Origin of the sequence: Roseibium polysiphoniae (assembly GCF_014842925.1) — a bacterium.
Lineage (GTDB): Bacteria > Pseudomonadota > Alphaproteobacteria > Rhizobiales > Stappiaceae > Roseibium > Roseibium polysiphoniae.
Map to the genome: position 1 here is coordinate 575,233 of NZ_JACYXJ010000003.1, position 13,969 is coordinate 589,201.

Below are 13,969 nucleotides of genomic sequence, written 5' to 3' on the forward strand. Positions count from 1 at the left end.
CAGCACTCTTGCTGCAACAAGGGCAGCGGATTCGGGGTGGCCTCCATGATTTTTTACCTGACTTTGATCTTCGCCTGTCAGCTGGTCGGCGAGCTTCTCAAAGTCGCACTCGAGTTGCCGGTGCCTGGACCGGTGATCGGCATGGTGCTGCTCTTCGCCGGACTGATGATCAAGCGGGGAATTCCCGAAGATCTGGCCGAGGTTGGGTACACGTTCCTCTCCAATCTCTCGCTCCTGTTTGTGCCAGCTGGTGTCGGCGTCATGCTGCATATTGCACTGATCGGGGAGCAGGCGCTGGCAATCACCCTCGCGCTGGTCGGCAGCACACTGGCGACGATCGCGGTGACGGCCCTTGTCATGCGAGCGATGAGCCGCGCCGAGGACGCTGATACGGGCAGATCCACGGATGGATAAGGGCTTCAGCGAAATCTGGGTTTATCTCTCCGCCAGCCCTTTGCTGGCCCTGACTCTGACGCTTGCCGCTTACCAGCTCGGCAACTGGGTCTATCAAAAAGGCGGAAAAAACCCTCTGCTTAATCCAGTTTTGATTGCGGTCGTGGTTCTGGTGGCGACCCTGCTTGTGACCGGGACGGACTACGCGACTTATTTCGAAGGCGCTCAATTTGTACATTTCCTGCTTGGCCCGGCGACGGTGGCTCTCGCCCTGCCGCTTTACCGGCAGATCGAGCGGGTCAGAAAGTCTGCACTGGCCATATCAGTCAGTCTGCTGGCGGGATCCCTGACCGCGACTGCGACTGCCGTCAGTATCGCCTGGGGCTTTGGCAGCAGCCAGGAGATCCTGATCTCGCTGGCGCCAAAGTCCGTGACTGCACCCGTTGCCATGGGCATTGCCGAGCAGCTGGGCGGGCTTCCGTCCCTGACAGCAGTGCTGGTGATCCTCACCGGGATCATCGGCGCAGCGCTCGGACCGCTTCTTCTCAACGTCATGGGCGTGAAGGACATGGCTGCGCGGGGCCTTGCCATCGGAACCGCCTCCCACGGCATCGGCACTGCGCGAGCCTTTCAGGTGAGTGAAGTGGCAGGTGCTTTCGCTGGCCTCGCCATGGGCCTCAATGCCCTGGCGACCGCGATTCTTCTGCCATTGATGTGGAAGTGGGTGTTTTAACCAGCCGGCTTCAGCCACCGCTTGGGATCGCTGAGCGAAGAGGTGGCGCCGTCCTTCGACAGGACCTTCACCAGATCCTCGACCGCGTTCAGGGAATGTGCGGCGCGGAACTCGTCGACATGGGGCAGCATGGCCCGGATGCCCTTGGCCTTGGCCTGGAAACCGTCAAACCGCAGCAGCGGGTTCAGCCAGATCAGCCTGCGGCAGGACCGGTGTAGCCTGTCCATTTCCCGCTCAAGATCTTCGTCCGTGTCCCGCTCCAGACCGTCGGTGATCAGGAGAACGGTCGGACCTCCCGACAGGACACGGCGGGACCAGACACGGTTGAACTCGTGCAGGGCTGTGGCGATGCGCGTGCCGCCGGACCAGTCCTCGACGCCGGCGCCGCAGGCCTCCAGCGCCTCATCCGGATCCTTCATCCGCAATTGCCGCGTGACATTGGTCAAGCGGGTGCCGAACAGGAAGGTGTGCACATCGCGCCGCTGTTCCTTGATGCCATGGAGGAAATGCAGCAGAAGGCGGGAATACTGGCTCATGGAGCCGGAAATGTCGCAAAGCGCAATGAGCGGCGGGCGCTTCTCCTGCTGTTTGCGAAACTTGAGGTCAATGATGTCGCCGCCTGCGCGCATGGACGCCTTGAGCGTGCGGCGTGGATCGATCCGCCCGCGCAGGGAGGGCTTCAGGCGGCGCTGACGCACTGTGTCCATGGTCAGGCTGAGAGAACGCAGCGCCTGTTTGGCTGTCTCCAGCTCTTTTACGGTCATCTGGGCGAAGTCCTTGGCCTGAAGCAGCTCCTTGCCGGACACCGTGAATTTGGCGTCTACCTCCACCTCCGGCCGCGTCTGGTCGCTTGCGCGGTCCTTGGCGGATTGAAACGCCTGGGAGACCCGTGTCTGTCCGGCCTTGGGCTTTTCCGGATTGGACCGTGGCGGGGCGACCGGAGACAGAATGGCCAGCATCTTCTCGATCAGGCCGCGGCTTTGCCAATAAATCCGGAAAGCTTCGTCGAAGAGAACCCGGTGCTCGCGCTTGCGCACAAAGACCGCATGGAGGGTCCAGTAGAGGTCCTCCCGGTTGGTGATGCCGGCAACTTCCACTGCTTGTACCGCATCGACCACCGAAGAAGGGCCTGCGGGCATCCCGGCCTTGCGCAGCGTGCGGGCAAAATGAACGATGTTGTCGACGATCTTGCCATGGGACGTGGCGAGCTGTTCGGCGGCGGTCATGAGCCGTGCTCCGCATGCGCGGATAGCGCCTGTTCGCTTAGGTTTCTCCCCCCTCTGTCTCCTGCGGAGACATCTCCCCCTCCAGGGGGGAGAGGAGCGCAAGCTGTGAAACCAGCGAGCCGACGCGCAACAATTGGTGTGTAGTCCCGGATTTTGTTGGAGGATACATGGATACCTATTCTCCCCCCTGGAGGGGGAGATGTCCGCGAATGCGGACAGAGGGGGGGGAGCTCCTGAACCAGTCTGGTGTCCGCTACCATCGACCCACTCACACGTTCGGCATGGCAGCGGCCGCCGCAATGGGAGCATCCTTGCGGATGTCATCGATCATCTGGCGCACCTTGGAGCCGCGGACACGCTCGATGTCGTCCTGGTATTTGAGCAGAACCCCGAGGGTATCGGAGGCCATGTCCGGATCGAGGGCAATCTCGTTGAGTTCGCTGAGGGCCGTGGCCCAGTCGAGTGTTTCGGCAACGCCTGGCTGCTTGAAGAGGTCTTCCTCGGCGCGCAGCGTTTGCACGAAGGTGACGATTTCTGCGCTCAGCCGTGCGGCTGCGCCAGGCACCTTGGAACGGACAATCTCGAGCTCCCGTTCCGCATCTGGGTAGTCGACCCAATGATAGAGGCAGCGGCGTTTGAGGGCGTCGTGGATCTCACGTGTGCGGTTGGTGGTGATGATGACAATCGGAGGCTCATCGGCTTTCACTGTGCCGAGCTCGGGGATCGTGACCTGATTGTCGGAAAGGACTTCCAGAAGAAAGGCCTCGAAGGCTTCGTCTGCCCGGTCCAGCTCGTCGATCAAAAAGACCGGCGGGCCGGAAAGGGAGGGTTCCAGCGCCTGCAGAACCGGGCGCTTGATCAGGAACCGTTCGTCGAAAATGGATTTGGACAGGTCCGAATGGTCTGTGTCCCCGGCTGCCTCCGAAACGCGGATCTCGACCATTTGGGCCGGATAGTTCCACTCGTAAACTGCAGAAGCGATGTCGAGCCCTTCATAGCATTGCAGGCGGATCAGATCCCGGCCGAGGGTTTTTGACAGAACCTTGGCGATTTCTGTTTTTCCGACGCCTGCCTCTCCTTCGAGAAAAAGCGGGCGTTTCATGCGCAGGGCCAGATGCAGGACGGTCGCCAGCGAGCGGTCAGCCACATATCCAGCGCTTTGCAGGAGATCCAATGTTTCGGCAATGGATGCGGGCATCGAAGCGGGCAAGGTGGTCTCGGTCATAGGGTCGGCTCGTTCTGGCTACTGGACGATTGGCTCTCTTCGAGAAGCATATAGGGTCTTTGACAATTGCGACACGGCGGATGGGGCAGGAACCGATTTGGGTCGGCGCAATTGTCTCAATCCTGGGGCAGGATCGCAAAATTTCCGCGATACGCCGTGGGTGTGGTGCCGAGCTCACGGCGGAAGTGATGCCGCAGGTTGGTGGCTGAACCGTAACCGCAGATCTCGGCAATGCGGTCGACCGACCTGGTGCTTTCTTCCAGAAGACGGCGAGCCTGTGTAAGCCGTTCGGCTTGAAGCCATCGAGCTGGTGTTGTTCCCGTCGCGCCCTCGAAGCGTCTCAGCAGCGTGCGTTCGCTCATGCCCGCAAGCTGGGCCAGCTCGCGCAAGGGAACTGCCCGGTCGAGATGTTGCCGCATATGATCAAACAGAGGGCTGAGGCGGGAACCTTCGTGGGCTGAGGGGACCGGTGTTGCCATGAATTGTGCCTGGCCGCCGTCTCTGTGTGCCGGAACCACAAGGCGTCGGGCGACGGAATTGGCTGCTTCCGGCCCCTTGTCCCGGCGCACGAGATGAAGGCAGAGATCAATGCCTGCGGCGCTTCCGGCCGATGTCAGAATCTGGCCGTTGTCCACGTAAAGCACATCCGGCTCGATGGTCAGTTCGGGATAGCGGGCGGCGAGTTTGTCGGTGTAGCGCCAGTGGGTCGTCACTCTGGCGTCCCGCAGCAATCCGGTTGCTGCAAGGACGAACACGCCGGAGCAGATTGACAGAAGCCTCGCGCCCCGGGCATGGGCCGCGCGCAATGCGTCAGTCAGCTCTTCTGGCACCGGTTCATCCGCGCCGCGCCAGCCAGGCACAATGATGGTTCCGGCTTGCTGCAGCAGTTCGAGCCCGCCATCGACCTCAAGTCTCAATCCCGCTGTGGAGCGGATCTCTTTCTGATCTACGGAAGCGATCGCAAAACGATACCAGTCGGGTCCCATTTCCGGGCGGGGCAGGCCAAAGACCTCGACCGCCAGTCCGAACTCGAACATGCACAGACCGTCGTAGGCGAGGGCAACCACAAGTGAGGAAGGTGGGGAATTCGAGTTTGTCATGATTTTTACGATAGGTGGCAATGCAGCCAGGCGTCAAAGAGAATTTGTGGAACTAGGGTCAGCGCAGTCAGCCATTTCGATTTCAGGAACCAAACGATGAGCCTTGTGAGTGACTTTCCAGCAGCAGCCTCAAGTGACGCCAACCGCCATTTCGGTGGCAAGCTGGCCTTTGAAACCGATTGCGATGACGTGGCCACGGTGTTGAGGGATGGGCAGCCGGATTTCGTGTTGCTTCATGTGGTTGGTACGCCTGAGGCCTATGCCAAGCGGCATATCCCAGGTGCCATCCACCTGCCTCATCGTGAAATCACCGAAGAGCGTATGGCAGACTGGCCGAAAGGGACCCTGTTTGTCGTCTATTGTGCCGGTCCTCATTGCAACGGCGCGGACAAGGCAGCTTTCAAACTTTCTGGTCTGGGCCGACCCGTTAAACTGATGATCGGCGGCATTACAGGTTGGGAAGACGAGGGTTTTCCATTCGCAAGTGGCGATCAGCCCGGCCATCTCTAGGCGGAGTTTCTATCTGCTTGGCCGTATTGGTCCGTATGGTTTCATGTGCCTCGGTCTTCTAAAACACTTTGGAGACCAGTGGAGAGGGGACGTGGCACATGAAACGCATTTGGAGCTCAGCGCTTTGCGCTGTGGCGGGCAGTTTGTTCTTTGGGGCATTTCAACCTGCCCACGCAGCGGGAAATTATCCAAGTGATCCGATGAGCGTTGCCAGTGGGCAGGAGTTGGCGGAAATCCACTGCGCGGCCTGTCATGCAGTTGGCCCGGAAGATGCCAGTGCCCAGCCTGGCGCGCCTGCGTTCCGTGAGCTTGGTCAACGTTATCCCGTGTCTAGCCTTGAAGAGAGCCTCGCCGAGGGCATCGTGACGGGGCATGAGGGCATGCCGGAATTCGCCTTTGCGCCTGATGATATCGATGACTTCCTGGGGTATCTGACGTCTCTGCAAGCCAGGTGATGTTGGTAGCACTCATTCGGAAATGCTGCTAACATATTGTTCTGAAACGTGGAATATATTGGCGTTTAGAATTTGTTAACCAGTCGAGCGCGATCCTTTTCTTGTCAAAGAGAAAGCGAGGCGAACATGTTGGTTGGTTCCGATTTTCAAAAACGCATCCTCGGATATGGCCTGATGACGGCAGAAATCCTCTACAGGATTCCCGATCATCCGAAATTCCTGCAGAGTTTCCTTTGGCAGACCGAGGACCTTGCGCCGCATTTCCCGGAGCTGAACAAGTTTCTGGCGTTCTGGGAAAAGGAAATCGAAGCACGGATCCACACGGTTCGGGTCGCGCATCAGGACCTTCTTGAGCCCGTCGACTATCGATATGCCAAGGGCGAGATCTGCGTCCATTAAAGCGGTCGTGGTTATCTGCGGCTGGGGAGGCCCAGGCCGGCGCCGTCGCGCATGACCGTGCTGGCCTGGTCGGTGAAATTTGTCCCGTTTCCCTCGTGGATCACAAATCCTGGCAGCAGCTGAAGCGGTGCCTTGCTGCCACGTACTCCGCGCAGGAGAATGCGCGTGGCGGGGAGATCCTGCCGCGGATGCAGCGGAACAATGTCGATCGCGCCAAAACGGCTTTGAACCACGTCCAGAAGCTCAGGCAGACCGTCTGCGCGAAAGACTATGGTCAGGCTGCCACCGACTTTCAGAACATCGGCTGCTGTGCGGATCCATGGCTCGACCCCGCGCTCGTCCAGCATATGGGCGTCGGCGCGGGCTTCATCGGGTGATGCGCGAAAACGATCGGCCTCGTAGTAGGGCGGGTTGATGATCACATGGTCAGCCATGTCGGGCGGCAGCCCGTTTTCATGGCGTATCTTGCCCTTGGCAGTGACATCGGCCTCCATCACCTTGACCCGATCTGCGAATGCCTTGTTTGACGGCTCATCGATGTTTCGACGGGCGAGGGCAAGCACAACGGGATCCAGATCGACCAGGGTGACATTGACGTTCGGCAGTCTCGCAGCAGCGCACAGGCCAGCGGTTCCGACGCCGGAGCCCAGATCCACCACATGCCCCTTTGTGCCGTCCGGCAAGGCGGCGGCCAGGTAGACTGCATCGAGACCAGCCCTGTGCCGGCCCTTGCGCGGTTGGAAGACATGCACTTGCCCGCCCAGGAACGCGTCGTGCGTCGTATCCAATGCTTGGGGGCTATCGAAGTCGGGCTCGGCCGGTGTGTCAGTCATCGGGACGAAGCATTGTTTTCCGGCCGCAGCTCATTCTCGAGTCCTGCGTCGACGATGAGACGGCGTGCCATGGCCATCTGATCGGAATCGACCAGCACGCGCCGGGGCAGCATTCCCAAAGAGCCCTCCAGGACACTCATGTTGCCGTCTGCGACAAAATGCTTGATGCCAGCCTCGTCGAGCAGTGATTCCAGAAAGGAAATCAGCACAGGATCGTTGGTTCTTACCAGTTCTTCCATTGACGCTCGCGCTCTCTTCAGGGGCTGACCGGATATTTCATACAAGCAGACCTAATAAAATGCGCTCCTGAAAGCATTTCAACAGTTTGTCAACTGATTGCTCCCTTGCCGGAAGTGCATTCGCGCCATATTGTCCGCTCAACTAAACACAGGAGTGCCTTTGGTGGCCGTGGTCGCATCCTTGTCCGAGAACAAGACCCTTCAGCCCTCAGTCCAGTCGCTGGTCGATTTGGTCTCCGGCGATATGGAACAAGTCAACCAGATCATCTTGTCGAAGGCCGGGTCGAATGTCGATCTGATCCCGGAGATTGCCAAGCATCTGATTTCGTCAGGCGGCAAGCGGTTGCGCCCGATGCTGACTCTCGCCTGTGCCGACATGTTTGGCTATCGCGGCGACGGTCATGTCACGCTTGCTGCCAGCGTGGAGTTCATGCACACCGCGACGCTCCTGCATGACGATGTGGTCGATGAAAGCGATATGCGGCGGGGGAAACTCGCTGCGCGCAAGGTCTGGGGCAATCAGGCCAGCGTTCTGGTTGGCGATTATCTGCTCGGGCAAGCCTTCAAGATGATGGTCGATGTGGGCTCGCTTGAGGCGCTTCGCATTCTTTCAGAGGCTTCTGCCATCATTGCAGAAGGCGAAGTTCTGCAGCTCGGCGCTGCCAAGAACATCACGACCACCGAAGCCGACTACCTGCGTGTCATCGAAGCCAAGACAGCTGCGCTGTTTGCGGCCGCTGCCGAAGTTGGGCCGGTGATCGCAGGTGAGGGCGCCGAGATGAAAGCCGCGGCGCGCAGCTACGGCATGGAGCTCGGTCTGGCCTTCCAGCTGGTCGATGACGCGTTGGACTATGGCGGGTCGAGTGCCGACCTTGGCAAAGACATTGGTGATGATTTCCGCGAAGGCAAGATCACGCTGCCGATCGTTTTTGCGGTCGCGCGTGGTTCAGACGAAGACCGTGTGTTCTGGCGCCGTTGCCTGGAAAGCGACGGCATTGAGGACGGTGATCTGGAGCATGCGATTGAGCTGCTGCGCAAATATGATGCGATTTCAGACACGGTCCAGCGCGCAAAAGACTATGGCGATGGCGCCTTGAAGGCGCTGGACAAGCTGCCTCAGGGCGCGCATGCCGACGCCCTGGCAGAGGCGGTTGCCTTCTGTATTTCGCGGGTCAGCTGACAACCAGCTTTCAGGTCACAGAGTTCGAAGAAGCCACCCACCAAGCCGGGTGGCTTTTTTGTATCCGCGCCGCCAGACCATCCTCGTCGCCGCTCCGGCACAGGGCGAAGCAGGTGGCACCGGAGCCGGACATTCGGCTCAAGAGTGTTTGAGGTTCGGCTGACAAGGCCGCGAGCACCTGGCTTATCACGGGGCAAAGACGCTCGGCTGTCGCCTGCATGTCGTTCCGAGTGTCTTCCAGATAGCTGATCAATGATGTCAGTGTCTCAAAGCCCGCGGGAATTTCAGGAAGGCAGGAGTTGTTGCGATTTTCCAGGCCCTTAAAAATGGCAGGCGTGGAGACCGCGACACGCGGATTTACAAGGACAATGCCGAAGTCGGGCAGCCTGGGCAGATGAGACAGGCTCTCGCCGATCCCTTTCAACCGAACTGCGCACTGGTCGAGGCAGACCGGGACATCTGCGCCCAGCTGAAGGGCAAGCCTTTCAAGCTCCAGCGTGGGCAGTGTCATTCCCGCGATGTTTCTCGCAAGCCGCAAGACGGCTGCTGCGTCAGCCGAGCCACCGCCAATACCTGATGCAACAGGCAGGTTCTTTTCGAGCGTCAGGGCCAGTCGGGGTTCAGGTTGGCCGCACGCGGTGGCCAGACTGCGTATGGCCTTGAGAACAAGATTGTCGCTGTTTGGAGCGAGACCGACGGCGAAAGGACCGGTGATTGTCAGACTGAGACCATCCGCGGCTTCAGCGTGAAGTCTGTCGCCGATGGCGGGAAAGACCACGAGGGAATCCAGCAGATGATAGCCGTCGTCTCGCCGGCCGGTGATGTGAAGCGCGAGATTGACCTTCGCGCGGGCGAACTCGCCCGCGCTGCCTGACATGGAAAGGTCGCTCATCGTCTCGGATCAGCCGCCGTTCTTGGTCTCTGACGCCTTGGCTTCATCGGTTGCCGGCGTGTCGGAAAGGCCGTTCGCGATCTTCTCGAGGATCTTCGGCAGCTCGTCTTCCTCAGGGTCCAGATCGCGTGCGTGGTTCCACTGGAAACGGGCCTCGTTGCGACGGCCGACCTTCCAGTAGGCGTCACCGAGATGGTCATTGATGACAGGGTCCGACGGGCGGAGTTCGATCGCGCGCTCCAGCTGAACCACTGCGTCTTCATACCGGCCGAGGCGATAGAAAACCCAGCCAAGGCTGTCGACGATATAGCCATCGGTCGGACGCAGCTCGACGGCCTTCTTGATCATGTCGAGAGCTTCGTCGAGCTTCAGGCCCTGATCGACCAGAGAATATCCCAGATAGTTCAACACCAGGGGCTGATCTTCGGACAGTTCGAGCGCCTTGCGGAAGTCGGCTTCCGCACTTTCCCATTTGTCGAGACGTTCACGGCAGATGCCTCGGAAATAAAACAGCAGCCAATGCTCCTGACCAACCTCCGGGATCGTCGCGAGGCCCTTCGTGTAAATCTCCTCGGCCTCCGCGAACATCTTGTGCGTGCGCAGAACGTTGCCAAGCGAAATGATGGCTTCAAGTTCGGAAGGGTCGGCTGCGATGAGCGCGCCGAGATGGTCTCGGGCCTCGTCAATCTGCTCAAGAGCGTTGTAGTTCAAGCCAATCTGAATTTCCGCGTCACGCTTGAGAGGCGAGTCAATCGGCACTTGCTTCAAGACGGCGATCGCACGTTCCGGCTGGCCCATGCGCTCGAAAAGGCCGCCAAGGGCGACGGCTGCAAATTCGGCATTGGGATCAAGATGCAAGGCCATCTGCAGATAGGCCGTAGAGAGTTCCTCCGCGCCATCGCGTCCAATTGCGGATCCGAGGCCATAGAGGATTTCCGACATGCCGGCGGCTGGTGTCGCGACAAGCGGCTCCAGCGGATTCCCGGCCTCGATCTCGGCTTTTGTATGGTCAAGCAGGGGATGACCGCGCAGGAGGCGGTCGTATTCGGCAAGGATCTCAAGTGCATCGTCCTTGCGGTCATTGTCCGCGAGAATGCGTGCATAGGCGTCAATCACCCGGATTGCGCCGCGATCCTGCTTGTAGGCTTCCTCAATCTGCTCGAGTGCCTGCTCGTTTCGCCCGGCGGCATATGAAATCAGAGCCTGATGCGTGGCCTTGAAGACCTCGAACCATTCGGGGCCCTTCAGCTCATCAATGACCTTGAGCGCATCGTCGGTTTGCCCAGCGCCCTGGAGTGCCCAGGCTCTTGAGATGTCCATGGAAAGCTGTGCAAGAGGTCCTGCACCGGTTGGGGCGAGAAGTGTGATTGCTTCGCCATATTTGGCGCGCGATACAGCGTCTGCGCCGCGGGCGAGCCTGGCGAGAAAGTTCTGAACGCCGAGCCTTTCAAGCTCGGTGGCATAATTGACCGCTTCAATGATGTCGCCATTGGCGAGTTTCAGGATAAAGGTCCGTTCCAGAAGCATTTCATTGTCGGGATCAGCGACCAGTGTTTCCTGGAAAAACGCGGCGGCGAAGGAGAAGTCGTTCTCAAGGCCTGCGAGCCGGCCTGCCAGATAGCTGCCGGAGAGCGTGATCGGCAGATCCAGCGGTGTGCCATAATGCGGCGTTTCGTCGCCGTTGGTGTCAGCCTGGGCGCTCAATGAAAGCGGAAGTTGCACGGCGAAAAGCGCAACGGCTGTCGTCAGCGCAAGGCGCTTCAACCGGGACTGGGCCGGCTTTGCCCTCAGGGCGGCCTTGTTGCTTGCGCTGGTCAGATTGTTCATGGCACCTCGCATCCGTCCGTCGCTCTATGACGACGCGGTTATTGTTTGCGTTCGACAATGGCGTCTTTAAGGCCGTGCGGCAAGTGAAAGAGGATCAAAGATCTGTTGGCTCATTTAAATCCATTTGATTGCTGTCGTTCCTCGATTTCGCCAAATTGGCCCGGCTTCCCCTAGGGTCTCCGCCTAAAAAATAACTTGAGTCCTTTGGACTGCCATAGCAGGTATGTGCGGCGCACAAGGCCAGGTGCAGCGGCTGGGCGCAGCAAACTTATACAGGTGGAGACGACCAGATGACCAAATGGGTCTTTAATTTCGGCGACGGCAAAGCGGATGGCGCAGCCGACAAACGAAACTTGCTTGGCGGCAAGGGTGCAAACCTTGCGGAAATGAGCAACCTCGGCCTGCCGGTTCCCCCTGGATTTACGATTACTACCGAAGTCTGCACCTGGTATTATGATCACGACAATTCCTATCCGGACGACCTTCGCGCTCAGGTAGAAGCCGCGCTGGAGCATGTGGGCAGCATCACCGAGCGTCGCTTTGGCGATGAGAAGGCTCCGCTTCTTCTGTCTGTGCGTTCAGGCGCGAGAGTTTCGATGCCCGGCATGATGGACACGGTTCTCAATCTCGGTCTCAACGACGTTACCGTGAAGGCGATCGGCGAAGAGGCGGGCGACATGCGCTTTGCCTACGACAGCTACCGTCGGTTCATCCAGATGTACTCCGACGTGGTGCTTGGCGTTGATCACCACGAGTTCGAAGAGATCCTCGAAGAACACAAATCCCTCAACGATCTGATGCTCGACACCGAGATCACTGCCGACGACTGGGTCGGCATCATCGAGAAGTTCAAGGCGCTCGTTGAAAAAGAACTTGGAACGCCGTTCCCGCAGGACCCTCAGGTCCAACTCTGGGGCGCGATCGGCGCGGTGTTTTCGTCGTGGATGGTGCCTCGGGCGAAAACCTACCGCCGTTTGCACGACATCCCCGCAACCTGGGGCACTGCCGTCAACGTGCAGGCGATGGTCTTCGGAAACATGGGTGAGACTTCTGCCACCGGTGTTGCCTTCACGCGCAATCCTTCCACCGGAGAGAAGGCGCTCTACGGCGAGTTCCTGGTCAATGCGCAGGGTGAGGATGTGGTCGCCGGGATCCGGACGCCTCAGGACATCACCGAAAAGGCACGTCTTGAGGCCGGTTCGACGAAGCCGTCTCTCGAAAACCTCATGCCGGAATGCTTTAGCGAGTTCCAGGCGATCTGCGATCGTCTCGAAGCTCACTACCGCGACATGCAGGATCTCGAGTTCACCATCGAAAAGGGCAAGCTCTGGATGCTGCAGACCCGTGCTGGCAAGCGGACGGCGAAAGCAGCTTTGAAGATTGCGGTCGATATGGCTGCAGAAGGCCTTCTCACCGAAGAGGAGGCGGTGCTGCGCGTTGAGCCGGCAGCACTTGATCAGTTGCTGCATCCGACAATCGATCCGAAGGCAAAGCGCGACATCGTCGCAACCGGTCTGCCAGCTTCGCCTGGCGCTGCTTGCGGTGCCATTGTCTTCACGTCCGATGAAGCGGAAGAAGCCAAGGCTGCGGGGCGCAAGGTGATCCTTGTTCGCGTCGAGACCAGTCCGGAAGACATTCATGGCATGCATGCGGCCGAGGGCATTTTGACAAGCCGCGGCGGCATGACCTCTCACGCAGCCGTCGTGGCACGCGGCATGGGCAAACCCTGTGTGTCTGGAGCTGGCATGGTGCGGATCGACTATCGTACCGGGACAATCTCGGCCGGTGGCCGTGTTTTGAACAAAGGGGACGTGATCACGGTCGATGGTGCGACCGGTCAGGTGCTCTTCGGCAAGGTCGACATGCTTCAGCCTGCGCTTTCGGGGGATTTCGGGACCTTGATGGGTTGGGCCGACAAGGTTCGCCGTATGAAGGTTCGTACCAACGCCGAAACTCCTGCGGATGCCAAGGTTGCACGCGAGTTCGGTGCCGAGGGTATCGGCCTGTGCCGGACCGAGCACATGTTCTTTGAAGGTGAGCGTATTGTTGCCGTGCGCGAAATGATCCTCTCCGAGACTGAAGATGGACGCCGCGCAGCACTGGCCAAACTCCTGCCGATGCAGCGACAGGACTTTACGACGCTGTTTGAAATCATGAAGGGCTTGCCCGTCACCATTCGTCTGCTGGATCCACCGCTTCACGAGTTCCTGCCCCATAGCGACTCTGAACTGGCTGATGTGGCCAAGGCGATGGGTGTAGACCCGGACAAGCTGCGTGAGCGTGCGTTGTCACTCCACGAGTTCAATCCGATGCTGGGTCATCGAGGCTGCCGCCTTCTGGTCTCCTATCCCGAAATCGCAGAAATGCAGGCGCGTGCGATTTTTGAAGCCGCGGTGGAGGCCGGCAAGGTGACCGGAGATCATGTGGTTCCGGAAATCATGGTGCCACTGGTCGGTCTCAAGGGAGAGCTCGACCTCGTGCGCGCCAGCATCGAGAAGACCGCCGAGGCGGTTCAGAAGGAAGCCGGCGTCGAACTGACCTATCAGATCGGCACAATGGTAGAGTTGCCGCGGGCAGCGCTTCAGGGCGCGGAAATCGCCAAGTCCGCAGAGTTCTTCTCTTTCGGCACAAATGATCTGACACAGACCACCTTCGGCATCTCACGCGACGATGCGGCGTCTTTCCTGGGCACCTATCAGTCCAAGGGATTGATCGAGCAAGACCCATTCGTGTCTCTTGATCAGGACGGCGTCGGCGAATTGGTCAAGATCGGCGCAGAGCGAGGCCGCTCGACCCGCAGCGATATCAAGCTCGGCATCTGTGGCGAACACGGCGGTGATCCGGCCTCGATTCAGTTCTGCGAGAGCATCGGGCTGGACTATGTGTCCTGCTCACCGTTCCGCGTTCCCATCGCACGTCTTGCCGCGGCTCAGTCCGCACTGAACGCCAAGAGGTGA

Annotated in this window: 14 protein-coding genes; 7 read left to right on the forward strand and 7 right to left on the reverse strand. The window is 59.5% G+C overall.

Annotation, left to right across the window (positions count from 1 at the left end; genetic code table 11):
• Positions 1-45: 45 nt before the first annotated feature.
• A complete protein-coding gene (locus tag IG617_RS09620) occupies positions 46-414 on the forward strand; it encodes a CidA/LrgA family protein (protein WP_192108994.1) in 369 nt (122 codons plus the stop codon).
• Entirely contained in the window at positions 407-1,126 is a 720-nt protein-coding gene (locus IG617_RS09625) for an LrgB family protein (RefSeq protein ID WP_192108995.1), read from the forward strand. Before IG617_RS09620 ends, IG617_RS09625 begins: the two co-directional genes overlap by 8 nt.
• On the opposite strand, the gene IG617_RS09630 is transcribed toward IG617_RS09625, so the two are convergent.
• From IG617_RS09630 to ftrA, 3 genes are all read right to left on the reverse strand, one after another.
• Positions 1,123-2,352, reverse strand: coding sequence for a vWA domain-containing protein (locus IG617_RS09630; protein ID WP_192108996.1), 1,230 nt, complete (start codon positions 2,350-2,352; stop codon positions 1,123-1,125). The two genes, IG617_RS09625 and IG617_RS09630, sit on opposite strands and share 4 nt — an antisense overlap.
• A gap of 268 nt (positions 2,353-2,620) precedes the next feature.
• Positions 2,621-3,577: an AAA family ATPase gene (locus IG617_RS09635; protein ID WP_192108997.1), complete on the reverse strand. Its 957-nt coding sequence runs from the start codon at positions 3,575-3,577 to the stop codon at positions 2,621-2,623.
• A gap of 116 nt (positions 3,578-3,693) precedes the next feature.
• The gene (gene ftrA, locus IG617_RS09640) at positions 3,694-4,677 is read right to left on the reverse strand and encodes a transcriptional regulator FtrA (RefSeq protein WP_192108998.1); all 984 of its coding nucleotides are present in this window, start codon (positions 4,675-4,677) and stop codon (positions 3,694-3,696) included.
• A gap of 96 nt (positions 4,678-4,773) precedes the next feature.
• Here ftrA and IG617_RS09645 point away from each other — a divergent pair, with 96 nt between their 5' ends.
• The 3 genes from IG617_RS09645 (at position 4,774) to IG617_RS09655 (ending at position 6,041) form a co-directional block, all read left to right on the forward strand.
• On the forward strand, positions 4,774-5,187 hold the full coding sequence (locus IG617_RS09645) for a rhodanese-like domain-containing protein (RefSeq protein WP_192108999.1): 414 nt from the start codon (positions 4,774-4,776) through the stop codon (positions 5,185-5,187).
• Between the two features lie 98 nt (positions 5,188-5,285).
• Entirely contained in the window at positions 5,286-5,642 is a 357-nt protein-coding gene (locus IG617_RS09650; protein WP_192109000.1) for a c-type cytochrome, read from the forward strand.
• A 126-nt stretch (positions 5,643-5,768) separates the two neighbouring features.
• Positions 5,769-6,041 carry an usg protein gene (locus IG617_RS09655; RefSeq protein WP_153768509.1) on the forward strand — a complete coding sequence of 91 codons (273 nt, stop codon included), beginning with the start codon at positions 5,769-5,771 and terminating at the stop codon, positions 6,039-6,041.
• 11 nt (positions 6,042-6,052) lie between these two features.
• On the opposite strand, the gene IG617_RS09660 is transcribed toward IG617_RS09655, so the two are convergent.
• Together IG617_RS09660 and IG617_RS09665 are read right to left on the reverse strand one after the other, a co-directional pair.
• Complete coding sequence (locus IG617_RS09660) at positions 6,053-6,874, reverse strand: tRNA1(Val) (adenine(37)-N6)-methyltransferase (protein WP_192109001.1); 822 nt, start codon at positions 6,872-6,874, stop codon at positions 6,053-6,055.
• The gene (locus IG617_RS09665; RefSeq protein ID WP_192109002.1) at positions 6,871-7,113 is read right to left on the reverse strand and encodes a putative signal transducing protein; all 243 of its coding nucleotides are present in this window, start codon (positions 7,111-7,113) and stop codon (positions 6,871-6,873) included. The genes IG617_RS09660 and IG617_RS09665 overlap by 4 nt, the downstream gene beginning before the upstream one ends.
• A 163-nt stretch (positions 7,114-7,276) precedes the next feature.
• Here IG617_RS09665 and IG617_RS09670 point away from each other — a divergent pair, with 163 nt between their 5' ends.
• Positions 7,277-8,293 (forward strand): polyprenyl synthetase family protein, encoded by a 1,017-nt coding sequence (locus IG617_RS09670; protein WP_420826143.1) that lies wholly within the window; start codon positions 7,277-7,279, stop codon positions 8,291-8,293.
• A 10-nt stretch (positions 8,294-8,303) separates the two neighbouring features.
• On the opposite strand, the gene IG617_RS09675 is transcribed toward IG617_RS09670, so the two are convergent.
• Both IG617_RS09675 and IG617_RS09680 read right to left on the reverse strand, forming a co-directional pair.
• Positions 8,304-9,185, reverse strand: coding sequence for a 4-(cytidine 5'-diphospho)-2-C-methyl-D-erythritol kinase (locus IG617_RS09675; RefSeq protein WP_192109003.1), 882 nt, complete (start codon positions 9,183-9,185; stop codon positions 8,304-8,306).
• A gap of 9 nt (positions 9,186-9,194) precedes the next feature.
• Complete coding sequence (locus IG617_RS09680; protein WP_192109004.1) at positions 9,195-11,012, reverse strand: tetratricopeptide repeat protein; 1,818 nt, start codon at positions 11,010-11,012, stop codon at positions 9,195-9,197.
• A gap of 290 nt (positions 11,013-11,302) precedes the next feature.
• Between IG617_RS09680 and ppdK the strand changes: the two genes are divergently transcribed.
• Positions 11,303-13,969, forward strand: a complete 2,667-nt coding sequence (ppdK, locus tag IG617_RS09685) for a pyruvate, phosphate dikinase (protein ID WP_192109005.1) — start codon at positions 11,303-11,305, stop codon at positions 13,967-13,969.